The sequence below is a fragment of the Micromonospora sp. NPDC049662 genome, from assembly GCF_040675055.1.
In the GTDB taxonomy this organism is placed as follows: domain Bacteria; phylum Actinomycetota; class Actinomycetes; order Mycobacteriales; family Micromonosporaceae; genus Micromonospora.
Window position 1 is genome coordinate 53,388 of the sequence record NZ_JBFAOC010000034.1, and the last position, 13,561, is coordinate 66,948.

The window sequence follows — 13,561 nt, forward strand, 5'->3', positions numbered from 1 at the left end:
TCCGGCATCAGATGGCGGGAACGACAGGACGGTCGAGCAGGGTGCGGTCGCCGTCGACGCCCTGATCCAGCGCGGCCGCGACATCCTCGTGCGGGGCGCCGGGCCGGATGGCGCTGACGTCGTCCAGACGCCGGTAGTGCTGGTCGCTGAGGTCGAGGTCGAGAGACTTCAGGTATTCCTCCAACTGGGTCGGGGTGCGCGGGCCGACGATCGGGATCATGGCCGTGGAGGCCAGTGCCGCCCGGCGACGCAGCCAGGCCAGGGAGACCTGGGCCGCGCTCACACCGAGTTCCTCGGCGATCGCGAGTACGGCGTCGACGACAGCGGTGCGCTGCGCCGTGCCCTCGACCGCGTCGCCCCGGGCGGTCAGCCGGCCCGGTGCGCCCTGCCGGTACTTGCCGGTCAGCAGGCCGCCGGCCAGCGGGGAGTAGAGGATCGCGCCCAGGCCGTGGGCCTGCGCCATCGGCAGCAGCTCCCGGTCGGCGGATCGCTCGGCCAGGCTGTATTCGGTCTGTATGCCGACCAGGGGTGCCAGGCCGCGCAGGTCGGTGTGGACCGCGGCACCGGCGACCCGCCAGGCGGGGAAGTTGGACAGCGCGCCGTGCAGGATCTTGCCGGAGCGGATCAGGTCGTCGAACCCGGCCAGGATCTCCTCGATCGGCGTGACACCGTCGGGGAAGTGCGGCATGAAGATGTCGACGTAGTCGGTGTTCAGACGGCGCAGACTCGCGTCGAGAGACCGAACCATGATCTTGCGACTGTTGCCGGTCGTGCCGGGGCGCGGCGGGGCCTGCCTGCTCCCGCTGTACTTGGTGATGATCACGAAGTCGTCCCGTTGACGCCCGAGCAGCCCGCCCAGCACGGTCTCGGCCTCCCCGTCCCGGTAGAGGTTGGAGGTGTCGAACGTGGTGCCGCCGGCCTCGACGAAGGCCCCGAAGATCTGTCGCGAGGCCTCCGGGCCGGCGCCGGCGTCCGAGGTGCTGAAGTTCGCCGTCCCGAGCGCGTACTGCGACACGCGCAGTCCGGTAAGACGGCCGAAGGTCTGGTAGCGCATGGCGGGCTCCTGAGTTGCGGTGCGAGGAGGTACGCTCTCGACAGTAGCAAGAAAAACGAGGGGTCACTCTTTATGCCCAGGGTCAGTCAAGCCCATCTCGACTCTCGCCGCCAGCAGATCGTGGACGCCGCCCGCGCCCGGTTCGCCAGCCACGGCTTCGCCCACACGTCGATGGCCGACATTGTCGCCGAGTCCGGGCTCTCGAACGGAGCCATCTACCGGTACTTCACGAGCAAGGACGAGATCGTCGTCGCGGTCTGCGAACAGGGGACCGACGCGCTGCCGAGGGCGCTCACCGCCGAGGCGGTGGGGGGTTTCCTCGAGTACGTGCGTACCCAGGCCCGGGACACCCACCACGCCCGGCTGGTTGCCCAGATCTACGCCGAGGCGGCGGTGTCGCCGCTGCTGGCGGCCGTTGTGCAACGACAGCTCTCGGCCATGCGGGCCGCGATCGCCGAGCTGGTGCCGGACCGCCAGCGCCCACGGGCGGGACAAATCGCCGAAGCCTTCGTGGCCCTCTGCGTCAGTTATAGCCTGCAACTGGCGGTCCGCGGCGACGTGGACCCCGCGCCCTATGCCGCCGCGTTGATGGCGATCATCAACGACTAGGCGGGCCCGATCGCTGCCGGCCCGCGAGCGTTCGTCCCGGCGTCGGGCGGCGGCCCGATGAGATGGCCGAGTAAAAAGAGTGAACCGTCATTTTGGGTGCTAGAGTCGATCAGCGTCCCGCCCTCTGGAGGAGCCATGCCGGTAGCTCACATCGCCGCGATCAACCTGGACTGCCCCGACCCGGCCGACCTGGCCCGCTTCTGGGCCGCCATGCTCGACGGTGAGGTCGCGGTCCAGACACCGGACTTCTGTGCGGTCAAGGCGGGGCCGCTGCTGCTCGGCGCCGTTCGCGTCGACGGCTACCAGCCACCGACCTGGCCCTCGGGTGAGCGGTCGCAGCAGATCCACTTCGACTTGGCCGCCGATGACCCCGACAGCCTCGACGACGCTGAGGCGCGCGCGATCGAACTCGGCGCGGTCAAGGAAGAGCAGCAGTTCGCGCCGGACCGTTATCGCGTCCTGCGTGACCCGGCCGGCCATCCCTTCTGCCTACGCCGCTGACCTGCCGATGCTGGTCGGGCTGACTGTTCACGACCAGCGGGCACACTCGGCGACCAGGCGTGGGTCGGTGCGTACCCAGACCTCGCCCCCGGCGGCCTCGGCCGGGGTGTCGACCCGTTCGAGGCCGAGGAATTCGATCAGCGGCAGCAGAGCAGCCCCGTCGGCGCGGTCGTCGTCGACGTCGTGCCCGTCGAAGAAGACGTAGTACCTGTCGCTGGGGTCGACGTAGCCCGAGTCCGCCCAGATCCGGGCGACCTCTGCGAGCGCCGCCGCCTCCGTCGTGATGGTGGCGGCGCGGGCGGCACCGCGGTCCTCCGGTGCCGCGTCGAGGTCGGCGAGGTCGGCGAACCACTGGCCGAAGTGGTCGAGGCCGCGATAGCCGTTCTCGAAGAACAGCATCGCGCTCGGCAGGTACCGGTTGGGCCGATCGATCCGCAGGTGTGCCGACCGGGGCGGGTCCGCCTCCTCGATCCGGGAGATCACTCCCAGGTGGGGCATGAGCACCAAAGTCTGCCGCGCTGGCTCGTCCCTGATCGTGTACGTGGCGGACTCGCGGCCCCGGAAGAACGCGGAGAACGCCACGTAGGCCTCCTGCGGGTCGCTCACCGAGACCTGGTGCGTGGTGCCGTCACCGGCGGTGAAGACGAACTGCTTCGGTCCGGGGCGGTAGGGGCGGGCCATGTACGTCCTTCGCAAAGGGGTGAAAGGCCCGTCAGCGTATCGGGGGTCGGGTTTCCGCGAACGTGAGATCCGGGCATGTATTCCGACACTGCTGGAAGGGGAGAGACAGCAATGTTGGTAACCGGTTATCTCGGCGCGGTGCTCATCGGCGCACTCGTCGGCCTGCTCGGCCGGCTCATCCTGCCGGGGCGGCAGCGGATCGGCATCTTCGCCACGTTCGTTCTCGGCGTCGGCTCGGCGGTGCTGGGCACCGTGGTCGCCCGGGCCCTGCACGTCGACGACGACGCCGGCGTGAAGGTGTGGGTGCTGCGCTGGGACTGGATCGTGCTCGCGATCCAGGTCGGCCTCGCGATCGTCGCCGTGGCGCTGGCGAACATGCTGACCTTCACCCGGCTTGCCGGCGGCGGCGAAACCCCTCGTCGGCGGCCCCGGCGCAGCAAGGCCAAGCGCGAGTCGTGATCGCGATCCTTCCGCCGGGCGGGCTGACCAGGTCGGCGAGTCCCCGCTCGCGGATCAGCGTGCCTCCGCCACGCTGATCCGCTCCCAAGATCCGCACAACATCAGGGATGTTGCTGTCTCCCGGGTGGCGGAGGCAGCAGTAACAGGGAAGTTGCGCGGATCTTGGCGTGCGAGTGGGCGGATCGGCAAGCGGACGGGCGGGCGCGCAGCGGCGGGATGCGGCGAAGGGACCACTCGCCCGAGTGGTCCCTTCGCTGGTCGTGGAGGAGTGGCTAGACTTCAGGTTGGCACTTCACCTGCGCTCCGCTGCGGCGGGCGCAGCCTCGGGAGGGTGTTGCAGCACCCTCTCGAGGGGCCGTCCCGTCGGACGGCGGCTATTCGCAGAAGACCCGCACGGTGGCATCGGGGGAGTCCACCTCCACGGTCACGTCGTCGAGGTGTTCGACGAGCGCCTCCAACTGCTCGGGCTTGAGCTGCGTCAGGTCGATCGGCACACCCGAGTCGCTGAGCGAGGCGTTGGCCTTGACCAGGGCCTGCGGCGGCACCAGCGCCGCCAGCCGCACGCCGGCCCGCAGCAGTTGCAGCGGCACCCGCACGTTGACCCGCGACGGCTCGCCGTTGTCGGTGGCATCCACCACCACCCGCAGGTACTTCACCTTCCCCTTGGGCCGGGCGTCGGCACCCGCCACCGCCGGTGCCTGGTCCCGTTCGAGGGCGGCGATGAGCTGCTCCGCCTCCTCGGCAGTGATCTTGCCGGCGGCAAGCATGTCGAGGATGTCCTTGCGTTGTTCGGTCATGCGAACCTCTCCTATCGAATGGCCACGAGCACGGCCGAGTGGCCCTGCTCGATGTCGAAGCGGGCGCCGGGCAGCGCGGAGACCACGCGCCATCCGGCGCCGAGCGCCCGCACCACGCGGATGCGGAACACGAGGCAGGCCACGATCGCCGCGAGGACGACCAGGACCAGAACCGGCAGGAGTACGAGCACCACGGGGAGCACCGGAACCCAGAAACGGACGGGTCGGCGGGCGGGGCGATTGACCCTGACGGTCACCAGTTGGGGCATCATGAGCGGCCGTCCAGCTCGGCCAACGCCTGCTGCGCCGTGATCTCACCGCGGCGCAACCGGTCGATGATGTCGGCCCGGGACGGCGCGGGATCGGTCTCGACGAAGTCGAGCATCTGCGTGATCCGGTTGAGCCGTGACTTGATCGTCGGATAGCTCACCCCGAAGATGCGTTCCATCTCCTTGATCGACCCGTGGCAGCGCACGAACGCCGTGACGAAGACCTGATCCTCGACGTTGAGCTGGGCCAGTTGCGGTAGCTCGAACGCGCCCTCGATCGCGACGCCGTTGCTCGCCAGGCGCACGCGCTCGACGACGAACGGCTGGCCTCGCGTCAGGCTGGTCAGTTCCTGCCAGTCCATCGCCTGCTCTGTCATACTTAAAGTTGTAGCTTAAGAATCCTCAACTTCCAAGAGGCAAACCTTAATTTTCTTGAGTACGAGTGAACACCGGCCGGTCTGGCTACGACCACCGCGCGCGCTCGGCGGCTGGTCAGTCGGGGTCGGCGCAGAGTTGGGTGGTCAGGGCGGTGCGGGCCCACTCTTCCCACGCCTCCGGTGACCACTCGCGGTCGCGGACGAAGATCAGGTAGAGCTGCGGGCTGAGCAGGCCGAACAGCAGGTCAGCCGCCATGTCGACGGAGAGGCCGGGGCGGGCGTCGGGCTTGCCCATGAGGGCTTCGGCCGCTGCGTACTGCACCGTGTAACGCGGGTCGGGGCCATCCGTCCACTGTGCGGCGATCTCCGGGTCGGTGGCTGCGGCAGCCGCGATGAGCGGCATGGTCGGGGCGACCCGGCCCAGGATCTCGCCGGTGCCGTGCACGTGTGCGCGTAACTGCCCGGCTGCGGTGGGCTCGGCGCACGCGGCGCGAAACCACTCCCGGTCCATGGTGGCGACCGGCTCGGTGTCCCCGGCGATGGACGTGTCGACGACGTCCTTGAACAGGGTGCGCTTGTTACGGAAGACGAAGTAGACCGTCTGGACGGCCACCCCCGCACGATCCGCCACCTCCTGCAGGCTCGTCGCCCCGTACCCCTGCGCGACGAACAGCTCGCGAGCCGCGTCGATGACCTTCTGGCGGGTGCGGTGCGAGCGCTCGGCTCGCTTGTCCGGCCTCTTGACCGTGTTCATGATGCGAGCCTATCTTCAGAGTATGTCACTAGAGTTTAACTCTAAATTCTTGGAGGAGACGATGACGCAGCCCAATGCCGCCCAGGGGTCGGCCCCCGCCCCGGCCTCCCCGCAGCGGGACCAGGAGGAGGAAGCGGTTCACCGCGCACTGGAGAGCTACTACCGCGCCGGCAGGCCGCCATGGGACACCGGCGTGACACCGCCCGAGTTGGTCGACCTGGTGGAGGGGCGCAACGCGCTGCCGCCCGGTAGGGCCCTCGAACTCGGCTGCGGCACGGGGACCAACGCCGTCTACCTCGCGCGGCACGACTGGGAGGTGGCCGCCGTGGATCTGATCGACAGCGCCGTCGACCTGGCCAGGGAGAAGGTCGCGGCGGCGGGAGTGGCGGTACGGGTGCGGCACGGAGACGCCACCCGCCTCGACGAGCTGGACGTGCCGGGCCCCTTCGACCTGTTCTTCGACCTGAGCTGCTACTGCGGAATTCCACTGCATCGCCGCGACGCCTACGCTGCCGGGCTCACCCACCGCGCCGCTCCCGGGGCACTGTTGCTGATGTTCGGGTACGGCCCCGAGCCACTCGACAATCCGACCACCGAGATCGCGTCGTGGGCGGCCGGCGTCACCGCGGACGAAGTCCGCGCCAGGTTCCCCGGCTGGGCACTTGTCGACGTCACACCGGGCACCAACGCGGTGCCGACCTTCTGGTTCACACTGCGCCGCGACGCCTAGCGACCTCCGATCCCGCGGAGCCGCCGTGCGCGGTGTTCCTCCTTCCCGGGCGGCCGAGGAGGAACAGCGCCGTGGCGTCGATGACGTCGTCGAAGTGCCCGCCGTCGCCGGGGTAGTGGAATCCGTGCTCGGCGTCCTCGTACTCGAGGAGGGCGCACTCGTTGCCGGCGCGCGCCATCGCGTCGCGGAAGCGCCGCGCGCAGTCGATCGGCTCGACCTCGTCGCGGGTGCCGTGGTGGATCTGCGTCGGCGGATTGCCCGGCCGGACCCGCTCGATCAGCGAATACTCAATCAACCTGCCCGCGTCGAGGCCAACCTGCCGTTCCAGGCGGCGCTGCGCGTCGGGCGTGCGGACGCCCAGGTTGAGTCCCGCCGGGTTGAGGGCCACCACGGCCGCGACGCCGGGCTCCGGTGCCGCGCGGGACGGCGTCAGGGCCGCCAGCATCGCCAGGTGCGCGCCGGCCGAGCTGCCACCCGAGGCCAGCTGCGACGCAGCGAGCCCGCGCGACGCCGCCAGTCGGCCGAACTGCGCGACCGCGCGCCGCACGTCGGCGAGGCAGTCGTCGATGCTGGTCGCGCCGAGACCGAGCAGCCGGTACCCGGCCGACACCGCGAGGATTCCCCGCGACGCCAGCGCCCGGCAGTGCGGCGCGAGCCCGTGGGGTGATCCGCCGCGCAGGGCGCCGCCGTGGAACAGGACGACGCCCGCGCGCGGCGGTGTGCCGTCACCCGGCTCGAAGACCAACAGGGGCAGCTCACTGCCGTCGGTGGCCCGGTACGAGGTCGAGGACGTCAGACAGGTCCCCGGCATGACGGCATCCGGTCTCGGCCGCATGCCCTAGGCGTCCGCGATGGCCTTGAGCGCCGTGTCGAGCGCCTGGTCGGCCGGCACGGGTACGTCGGGGACCACTCCGACGCCCTCCCAGTTGGTCCCGGTGACGCTGTTGATGGTCCGGGCGGTCGGAACGGTCACCAGGATATGTTCGGTGACCGCGTGGCGGGCCGTCGGATGGGCGCCGCCCCGTGTCGTCTCACCGACGACGACGGCTCGACCGTGCGCCTGGAGGGTGTACGCGACGTCCTCGCCCCCGGAGAACGTCGTCGCGCTGGTGAGCACGAAGACCGGGCGGTCCAGGTAGCGCGGCGCGGGAAGGTGCGCGGCGGTCCAGAACTGGCGGGTGGCGCCGGTGGAACGCTCGTAGAAGTCGTTGAGGTGCACCTGGTCGTCGCGGAAGAAGTAGCTGCACCACATCGCGGCTCCCTCCGGCGCTCCGCCGGAGCACGCGCGCAGGTCCAGGATGAGCGCCGAGCTGAGGGCGACCAGTTGCATGGCCGCGCCGATCACGCTGGCCCCCGCGTCGGCGTACGCGATGCGCCGCAGGTCGATGAGCCCGACCTTGCCGTCCACCTGCTCGACCCGGCGGACGCCCTGGTTCTCCGTCCGGAGCAGCGCGAGGAACGCCGCCTTGCCCCCGTCCTCGTCCGCTGGATCCAGCGACTGTGGCTGGTCCGACCACAGCAGCCGCAGATGCCTGTCCGGGCACGCCTGCTGAAGGTGGGCGGTCACCGTCTCGCAGAGCGCTGGCCCGTCCAGGTCGTCGTACTCGCCCGCCGCGAGACGACGCCGGATCGTGGCGTCGATGTCCGCGACCTTCGCCGGAAAGACGTACCCGGCCTCGATCCGATCCAGGGCCCGTCCGATGATCTCTTCGTTTGACAGCACGGCGGGCCACGATAGACCGGACGAAGCCCCAGGGCCACCGAATATCGCGAGGCTCAGCCCGGAACGGCCGGGGTGGGTCGGAGTCAGGCGCGCGGCAGGACGCCCACGAGCTGCGTGATGATCGCGATGCGCAGGGCTGTCTGCGGGTCGATGTGGTAGACCGCGAGCGTCGGCTCGGACTCGTAGACGGCGAGCAGGCTCGGCGGTGGCGTGCTGTAGGCGGAGAACGCGCCGGCTACGATGAGGACCTGAAGGCAGAACAGGTCGGCGCGGTCGCCGACCTCGGGCAGGTGCCGGCGGATGAGGCCGGCCATCGCCGCGAGGTTGACCAGCGAGGCCCGCTTGTGCCGGCGGGCCGCCTCGACCGAGACGTTGTGTTCGAGCACTCCGCCCTGCGCGCCGAAGAGATCACAGAGCACCGTCTCGGCGGCCAGCGACCGGCTGAGCACGTCGGCCACCTGCTCGGCCCGCTCCGACGCGGATCGGTCCGGCTCGACGCCCCGGGTCAACTCCTGCTCCAGCTCGGCCAGCCAGGTCGTCGTCCGGTCGTCGAGGAGGTCGAGCAGCACCGCCTCGCGGGACTCGAAATAGCGCAGCACCGCCGTCTTGGCCAGGCCGACCCGCCGGCTCAGCTCGTTGAGGGTCACGTCGGCCACCGGCATCTCGTCGAGCATCGCCGAGGTCGTCTCCAGGATTGCCTGGCGACGGGCCGCGCGCTGCTCCTCGCTGCGCGCCCGCTGGAACGTCATGCGTCAACCCTAACTTAGGTACCGCCGGTATCTTGACAGCGTACCGGCGGTACATTAGCGTTTCGAGCATAACTTACCGGCGGTACCTTAGGAGCCTGAGATGAAGTGGACCGAGCAGCAGATTCCGCGCCAGGACGGCCGGGTGGCCGTGGTCACCGGCGCCAACACCGGCCTGGGCTTCGAGACCGCCCGGCTCCTCGCCGAACGCGGGGCCTCGGTCGTGCTGGCCGTACGCGACACCGGGAAGGGCAAGCGCGCCGCCGCCCGGATGAGTGGCGACGTCTCCGTACAGGAACTGGATCTGACCTCGCTGGAGTCGGTGCGCGCCGCCGCGGCCGGACTGCACGCCACCCACCCGCGGATCGACCTGCTGATCAACAACGCCGGCGTCATGTACACGCCGAAGCAGACCACGCGCGACGGCTTCGAGATGCAGTTCGGCACCAACCACCTGGGTCACTTCGCGTTCACCGGCCTGCTGCTCGACCTGCTGCTGCCGGTGCCCGGCTCCCGGGTGGTCACGGTCAGCAGCGTCGGCCACCGGATCCGCGCCGCGATCCACTTCGACGACCTGCAGTGGGAGCGGTCGTACGGCCGCGTCGCCGCCTACGGCCAGTCGAAGCTCGCCAACCTGATGTTCACCTACGAGTTGCAGCGCCGGCTCGCCCCGCACGGCACCACCGTCGCGGTGGCCGCGCACCCCGGCGTCTCCGACACCGAACTGGTCCGCAACTCCCCGGCGCTCGTCCGCGCGCCGATCACCCTGCTCGCCCCGGTTCTCACCCAGCCCGCTGCGGCAGGCGCGCTGCCCACCCTGCGTGCCGCCACCGACCCGTCCGTCCTCGGCGGGCAGTACTACGGCCCCGACGGCCTGGGCGAGACGCGCGGCCACCCGAAGCTGGTCACGTCCAGCCCCGAGTCCTACGACCTGACCGTGCAGCAGCGCCTCTGGGCCGTCTCGGAGGACCTCACCGGCGTGCGGTTCCCGGTCGGCCAGACGGCCGCCGAGGTGTGACCGTGCCGCACCAGCCCCGCTACCCGTGCTCCGACGACGTCAGCGTGCCGCGACGCTCATTCGTCGGCCGATCTGCCAGGAGGCGGCAGGCCAGGCCGTGACGAAGCCGGCGATCATCCCGATCTGGCCGGCGAACCAGAACGTGGGGCTGTCGAGCCGCAGGGGTGGCTCCGGAAAGACCATGTGGTGCGCCAGCGTCAGCCACCCGAACAACGCCACCTCGAACGCGGTGATGGTCACCAGTTCCACCTTCACGACGGTCGCCAGCGCGCGCCAGACCTCCGCGAGGCTGCGACGGGGGCTCTCGAAGAGCCGGAAGAGGACGGCGATCGTCACCGCCATCAGATAGTCGCCCGCGTAGCCGATCCACAGCGGGCTCCGGGGGAGATCGAATCCGTACAGGGCGACCTCGGCGACGACGAAGCCGAGGGCGCAGTGCGCGCCACAACGGGACACCTGGGTCACGATGGTGCCCCGGTGGGGCCGTCGAGACCGATCCTTGCGCGGCGAGGGCGCGAGCGCCTCGGGTCTACCCCAGGTCCAGTAGAGGCGGACGGCCACCGGGCCGATGTACAGGACGGTGACCAGCCAGACGATCTCCATGACCCCGACCGGCTGACGGTGCCCGTAGAGGTACGTGTCGACGAGGACGATCACGAAGCTGACGACACCGACCGCGAGTGAGATCCAGGAGAGCGTCGAGAGCCAGCTCGGCTGCATCCTCGCCCCCTTTTCCATCCGGCGCCTCGGCGCTCGGCGCGGCCGAACGTGCAGGGGGGTCATCCGAGTGCCGACGGCAGCTCACAGTCTCCCAGCTCGCACCCGCCCGCATCAGTGGATCGGGGCGTTCGTCGTGCCGGCCGCGCCCCCGGGCACGGGGGACCCGGCTCCCTCTGCGCGGGGATCCCCCGGGCACGCCGACAGCGCAGCGTGGGACCGGAGGAAACCACCGCATCGATACGGAGTGACGACCGTGAACCAGAGCGCCGAAGCATCGAAGCCGCCGCCGTGGGCACGCCGAGCAGGTCACGTGGCGTGGATCGCGCCCGTTCTGGGCTTCATCCCACTGCACGTTCCCTGGATCCTCGGCATCCCGCTGTTCGCACACGCCGAACCGTTCGAGGAGTGGTACCACGGTCGCGGGCCCGGCGTCGGGGACCACCCGGTCGACGGGTTCCTGGGCCTGCCGGCCGGCGCGTTCTACCTGGGCCTGCTGTGCGTCCTCGCCGGGCTCGGGGGAGTGCTGGCGTTCGGCCTGATCAGCGACTGGGGGCGTACGTTTCCCCGGTGGGTGCCGTGGCTTCGCGGCCACCGCGTGCCGCCGTGGGTGCCGCTCACGCCGACGGTGCTGGGATCCGCCCTGATGATCGGCTATGCGGCGACCCTGCCCTGGCAGTTCGCCGCCGACCTCTCCGAATCCAGCGCGCAGGACATCTTCACTCCGACGGGTGTCCTCATCGGCCTTCCGCTGCTCCTGGCCTGGGCGATCGCGTTGCCGTTGGCCGGGTGGTCCTACTACCGGCGTACCCGGGCGCCGCGCTGACGGTGCCGCCGAGTGCCGTCCGGCTCGGGTTGTCAGTCGGCGAAGTCGACGTCGGTGAGCGTGGCGCAGCGGTGCGTGGCGAGGCGTTCGGCCTGCGCGGTGATGGCGTCGCGCGTGCCGGCGGACAGTCTGCGCCAGGGTTGGACCGCGACCGTGAACGTCTTGCCGGACTTGCGGGGACGCCAGGTGCCGATGATCTCGCCGTCGACCAGCACCGCGCCGGGGCGACCCAGCACCGGCCACAACTCCTTCACGTGGGCGGCGTCGGGCGCGAGTGTCGCCCGGTCCTTGGCCTGCAGGAACAGGTCGAACGGGCCGAGTAGGCGGGTCGCGCTCACCTCGGCCGACGTCAGCGCCTCCTCGTCGGCGGCCAGCAGCGAGCGCGTCTCGCCGTCGACCGTCACGTCGACCACGTCGTCGGGCCAGCGTGCCTTCACGTCCTTGACCGGCGCGTCGAGATAGTCGGCGACCTGCTTCGGAGTGGCGGGGCCGAGCAGCCGGAGGTACGCGCGGACGAGGTCGAACCGGTCGCCCGGGGCGGACACCCGGCGGAAGCCGGTGATGCGCCGCAGGACCGGAGGTGAGGTGTCGAGCTGCAACTCGAGACCGGCCCGCGCGGCGGCGAGCCGGAACGGCATCTCGTACAGGTGGGTGGCGTCGCACGGCCGGCAGAACCGCAGGTACGGCTCGGGCAGCATGGTGGCCAGGCGGCCGGAGACGTCGCCCTTGACCGTTGGCGCGGTGACGATCGTCCGCATGCCGGCGGCCACCTCGTGGAGGGCGGCGAGGTTGCCGATGCCGGCGGCTTTCAACGGCTTCGAGGCGTCGTAGATGCGCTTGCCCGCGTCAGCGTCGGAGAACGGCTCGACCGCGGCCACCACCTGCCCGACGTCGGCCCGGCGGTAGAGGTGCGGAGCGCCCCGTACGGTCCACAGCAGGACCACGTCGGCGTCGGACAGCGCGGTCACGTCGACGCCACGGACGGCGAGAGCCCAGCGGGCGCCGTCCGGCCCGGTGTTCTGCACGCCGATGTCCAGGACGGCGGTGTCGGCCAGCGAGCCGCCCTCATCCCGGTCCAGCTGCTGCGCGCGGACGCGGTAGGCCACCACCTGACGCCGGTCAACCATGAACGCACCCTAGCCGCGAGCGGTCGGTCAGCGTCGACCATCGGGCGGTCGACGCCGAGAAACTAGAGTTGGTGGGGTGCGGATCCGGATCGAGGGCAGCGACCTGCCGGGCCGGCGCGCGGGCGCGGAGGCCGACGCGCTGCGGCTCGGCAACGTGCACGTCGGCATCCAGCGCAAGAGCGAGGTGGTCGATCGCGTACGGGTCGACGCGGCACGGGCGGTCTGGAACGTAGCGGTGTCCAGCCGGGAGATCGACGGGGTGCTGGACGTCGGCGGGCCGTTCGTGCATGGACGACCCGGAGGGCGTTTTCTCTACCTGAGCTGGGGCACGGTGATCGATGACGGGTTCGCGATGTTCCGGCGGGCGAAGCTGATGTTCACCGACATCCCGACCGACCTGCTGCGCGCCGCGCACGAGAGCGGGGGGTTGCTGGTGAGCAGACTGGGGCTGACGGACGCGGCCGGCGGGCCGGTATGCGCCCGGGTCCACCCGCCCGCCATCGGCTGGACGCTGGAATAGCCCCGGCCGCCCGTACCGGACGGACGACCGGGAAGACAAGCCGTCAGGCGACCAGGGAGACCCGTCCGTTGTCCAGGTCGTAGCGGGCGCCCACGACCCGCAGCGCGCCCTGACGCACCTTCTCGGCGATGATCGGGCTGCGCGCCGACAGTGCCCGAACCTGGGCGGCGATGTTGGCGCGGACGGCGTTCTCCACCGGGTCGCCGGGCTGGTCCAGCACCGGCTCGACCACCGGGCGGAGGCTGTCGACGATGGCGCCGATGTGTCCGGGAGCGGTGCCGCCGGTGTGGATGGCGTCGATGGTGGCCGTGATCGCGCCGCAGCGTTCGTGCCCGAGGACGACGATCAGCAGGCTGCCGAACTCCTCCACGGCGAACTCGACGCTGCCCAGCAGCAGGTCGTCGACGATGTTGCCGGCCACCCGGTTGTCGAACAGGTCACCGAGCCCCTGGTCGAACAGCACCTCGGGCGCGACCCGGGAGTCGGCGCAGCCGACCGTGACAGCGAACGGGTGCTGGCCGGCGGCGAGGCGGTGCAGGTCGTCGAGGCCCTGGTGCGGGTGCCGACCGTGACCGCTGGTGAAGCGGTGGTTGCCGGCGAGCAGCCGACGCAGCGCCTCGGCCGGCGTGGCAACGGTGTCGTCGGCCGGCGGC

At 70.7% G+C, this 13,561-nt stretch carries 19 protein-coding genes; 7 read left to right on the forward strand and 12 right to left on the reverse strand.

All coding sequences use genetic code 11. The features are described from left to right. Window positions 1-7: 7 nt before the first annotated feature. On the reverse strand, window positions 8-1,054 hold the full coding sequence (locus AB0J36_RS23265; protein ID WP_357175582.1) for an aldo/keto reductase: 1,047 nt from the start codon (window positions 1,052-1,054) through the stop codon (window positions 8-10). A 72-nt stretch (window positions 1,055-1,126) separates the two neighbouring features. On the opposite strand from AB0J36_RS23265, the gene AB0J36_RS23270 reads away from it, so the two are divergent. After that, a complete protein-coding gene (locus AB0J36_RS23270) occupies window positions 1,127-1,663 on the forward strand; it encodes a TetR/AcrR family transcriptional regulator (RefSeq protein WP_357175579.1) in 537 nt (178 codons plus the stop codon). 135 nt (window positions 1,664-1,798) lie between these two features. Beyond that, window positions 1,799-2,164, forward strand: coding sequence for a VOC family protein (locus AB0J36_RS23275; RefSeq protein ID WP_357121916.1), 366 nt, complete (start codon window positions 1,799-1,801; stop codon window positions 2,162-2,164). 27 nt (window positions 2,165-2,191) lie between these two features. On the opposite strand, the gene AB0J36_RS23280 is transcribed toward AB0J36_RS23275, so the two are convergent. After that, window positions 2,192-2,845 carry a hypothetical protein gene (locus AB0J36_RS23280; protein ID WP_363661102.1) on the reverse strand — a complete coding sequence of 218 codons (654 nt, stop codon included), beginning with the start codon at window positions 2,843-2,845 and terminating at the stop codon, window positions 2,192-2,194. A gap of 111 nt (window positions 2,846-2,956) precedes the next feature. Here AB0J36_RS23280 and AB0J36_RS23285 point away from each other — a divergent pair, with 111 nt between their 5' ends. Further along, window positions 2,957-3,304, forward strand: coding sequence for a GlsB/YeaQ/YmgE family stress response membrane protein (locus AB0J36_RS23285; RefSeq protein ID WP_357121922.1), 348 nt, complete (start codon window positions 2,957-2,959; stop codon window positions 3,302-3,304). Window positions 3,305-3,678: 374 nt separating this feature from the next. Here AB0J36_RS23285 and AB0J36_RS23290 read toward each other — a convergent pair whose 3' ends face one another. From AB0J36_RS23290 to AB0J36_RS23305, 4 genes are all read right to left on the reverse strand, one after another. Then, window positions 3,679-4,101: a hypothetical protein gene (locus AB0J36_RS23290; RefSeq protein WP_357121925.1), complete on the reverse strand. Its 423-nt coding sequence runs from the start codon at window positions 4,099-4,101 to the stop codon at window positions 3,679-3,681. Between the two features lie 11 nt (window positions 4,102-4,112). Then, on the reverse strand, window positions 4,113-4,295 hold the full coding sequence (locus AB0J36_RS23295) for a hypothetical protein (protein ID WP_363661103.1): 183 nt from the start codon (window positions 4,293-4,295) through the stop codon (window positions 4,113-4,115). Window positions 4,296-4,369: 74 nt separating this feature from the next. Continuing rightward, window positions 4,370-4,747 (reverse strand): DUF2089 domain-containing protein, encoded by a 378-nt coding sequence (locus AB0J36_RS23300; protein WP_357175568.1) that lies wholly within the window; start codon window positions 4,745-4,747, stop codon window positions 4,370-4,372. Between the two features lie 115 nt (window positions 4,748-4,862). Beyond that, window positions 4,863-5,501, reverse strand: coding sequence for a helix-turn-helix domain-containing protein (locus tag AB0J36_RS23305; RefSeq protein ID WP_363661104.1), 639 nt, complete (start codon window positions 5,499-5,501; stop codon window positions 4,863-4,865). Between the two features lie 61 nt (window positions 5,502-5,562). Here AB0J36_RS23305 and AB0J36_RS23310 point away from each other — a divergent pair, with 61 nt between their 5' ends. Beyond that, the gene (locus AB0J36_RS23310; RefSeq protein ID WP_357121937.1) at window positions 5,563-6,231 is read left to right on the forward strand and encodes a methyltransferase domain-containing protein; all 669 of its coding nucleotides are present in this window, start codon (window positions 5,563-5,565) and stop codon (window positions 6,229-6,231) included. Here AB0J36_RS23310 and AB0J36_RS23315 read toward each other — a convergent pair. The 3 genes from AB0J36_RS23315 to AB0J36_RS23325 form a co-directional block, all read right to left on the reverse strand. Further along, entirely contained in the window at window positions 6,209-7,042 is an 834-nt protein-coding gene (locus AB0J36_RS23315) for an alpha/beta hydrolase (RefSeq protein WP_357175559.1), read from the reverse strand. The two genes, AB0J36_RS23310 and AB0J36_RS23315, sit on opposite strands and share 23 nt — an antisense overlap. Before the next feature lie 27 nt (window positions 7,043-7,069). After that, complete coding sequence (locus AB0J36_RS23320; RefSeq protein ID WP_357121943.1) at window positions 7,070-7,954, reverse strand: S41 family peptidase; 885 nt, start codon at window positions 7,952-7,954, stop codon at window positions 7,070-7,072. Between the two features lie 83 nt (window positions 7,955-8,037). After that, on the reverse strand, window positions 8,038-8,703 hold the full coding sequence (locus AB0J36_RS23325) for a TetR family transcriptional regulator (RefSeq protein WP_357175556.1): 666 nt from the start codon (window positions 8,701-8,703) through the stop codon (window positions 8,038-8,040). Window positions 8,704-8,803: 100 nt separating this feature from the next. On the opposite strand from AB0J36_RS23325, the gene AB0J36_RS23330 reads away from it, so the two are divergent. Continuing rightward, window positions 8,804-9,718 (forward strand): SDR family NAD(P)-dependent oxidoreductase, encoded by a 915-nt coding sequence (locus AB0J36_RS23330; protein WP_363661105.1) that lies wholly within the window; start codon window positions 8,804-8,806, stop codon window positions 9,716-9,718. Between the two features lie 39 nt (window positions 9,719-9,757). On the opposite strand, the gene AB0J36_RS23335 is transcribed toward AB0J36_RS23330, so the two are convergent. Further along, window positions 9,758-10,438, reverse strand: a complete 681-nt coding sequence (locus tag AB0J36_RS23335) for a DUF4396 domain-containing protein (RefSeq protein WP_363661106.1) — start codon at window positions 10,436-10,438, stop codon at window positions 9,758-9,760. A gap of 310 nt (window positions 10,439-10,748) precedes the next feature. Between AB0J36_RS23335 and AB0J36_RS23340 the strand changes: the two genes are divergently transcribed. Beyond that, window positions 10,749-11,261: a hypothetical protein gene (locus AB0J36_RS23340; protein ID WP_363661107.1), complete on the forward strand. Its 513-nt coding sequence runs from the start codon at window positions 10,749-10,751 to the stop codon at window positions 11,259-11,261. Between the two features lie 32 nt (window positions 11,262-11,293). Here the strand turns inward: AB0J36_RS23340 and AB0J36_RS23345 are convergent, their stop codons facing one another. Further along, a complete protein-coding gene (locus AB0J36_RS23345; protein ID WP_363661108.1) occupies window positions 11,294-12,388 on the reverse strand; it encodes a winged helix DNA-binding domain-containing protein in 1,095 nt (364 codons plus the stop codon). A 76-nt stretch (window positions 12,389-12,464) separates the two neighbouring features. Here AB0J36_RS23345 and AB0J36_RS23350 point away from each other — a divergent pair, with 76 nt between their 5' ends. Next, window positions 12,465-12,908: a DUF5990 family protein gene (locus AB0J36_RS23350; RefSeq protein WP_357121966.1), complete on the forward strand. Its 444-nt coding sequence runs from the start codon at window positions 12,465-12,467 to the stop codon at window positions 12,906-12,908. A gap of 43 nt (window positions 12,909-12,951) precedes the next feature. Here the strand turns inward: AB0J36_RS23350 and AB0J36_RS23355 are convergent. Further along, a partial coding sequence (locus tag AB0J36_RS23355; RefSeq protein WP_363661109.1) for a carbonic anhydrase occupies window positions 12,952-13,561 on the reverse strand: 610 nt, incomplete at its 5' end.

What these genes read in the sequence shown, in the direction of transcription:
- AB0J36_RS23265 (WP_357175582.1), bottom strand. Translation starts at nt 1,054, where the DNA reads ATGCGCTACCAGACCTTCGGCCGTCTTACCGGACTGCGCGTGTCGCAG.
- AB0J36_RS23270 (WP_357175579.1), top strand. Translation starts at nt 1,127, where the DNA reads ATGCCCAGGGTCAGTCAAGCCCATCTCGACTCTCGCCGCCAGCAGATC.
- AB0J36_RS23275 (WP_357121916.1), top strand. Translation starts at nt 1,799, where the DNA reads ATGCCGGTAGCTCACATCGCCGCGATCAACCTGGACTGCCCCGACCCG.
- AB0J36_RS23280 (WP_363661102.1), bottom strand. Translation starts at nt 2,845, where the DNA reads ATGGCCCGCCCCTACCGCCCCGGACCGAAGCAGTTCGTCTTCACCGCC.
- AB0J36_RS23285 (WP_357121922.1), top strand. Translation starts at nt 2,957, where the DNA reads ATGTTGGTAACCGGTTATCTCGGCGCGGTGCTCATCGGCGCACTCGTC.
- AB0J36_RS23290 (WP_357121925.1), bottom strand. Translation starts at nt 4,101, where the DNA reads ATGACCGAACAACGCAAGGACATCCTCGACATGCTTGCCGCCGGCAAG.
- AB0J36_RS23300 (WP_357175568.1), bottom strand. Translation starts at nt 4,747, where the DNA reads ATGACAGAGCAGGCGATGGACTGGCAGGAACTGACCAGCCTGACGCGA.
- AB0J36_RS23305 (WP_363661104.1), bottom strand. Translation starts at nt 5,501, where the DNA reads ATGAACACGGTCAAGAGGCCGGACAAGCGAGCCGAGCGCTCGCACCGC.
- AB0J36_RS23310 (WP_357121937.1), top strand. Translation starts at nt 5,563, where the DNA reads ATGACGCAGCCCAATGCCGCCCAGGGGTCGGCCCCCGCCCCGGCCTCC.
- AB0J36_RS23315 (WP_357175559.1), bottom strand. Translation starts at nt 7,042, where the DNA reads ATGCCGGGGACCTGTCTGACGTCCTCGACCTCGTACCGGGCCACCGAC.
- AB0J36_RS23325 (WP_357175556.1), bottom strand. Translation starts at nt 8,703, where the DNA reads ATGACGTTCCAGCGGGCGCGCAGCGAGGAGCAGCGCGCGGCCCGTCGC.
- AB0J36_RS23330 (WP_363661105.1), top strand. Translation starts at nt 8,804, where the DNA reads ATGAAGTGGACCGAGCAGCAGATTCCGCGCCAGGACGGCCGGGTGGCC.
- AB0J36_RS23335 (WP_363661106.1), bottom strand. Translation starts at nt 10,438, where the DNA reads ATGCAGCCGAGCTGGCTCTCGACGCTCTCCTGGATCTCACTCGCGGTC.
- AB0J36_RS23345 (WP_363661108.1), bottom strand. Translation starts at nt 12,388, where the DNA reads ATGGTTGACCGGCGTCAGGTGGTGGCCTACCGCGTCCGCGCGCAGCAG.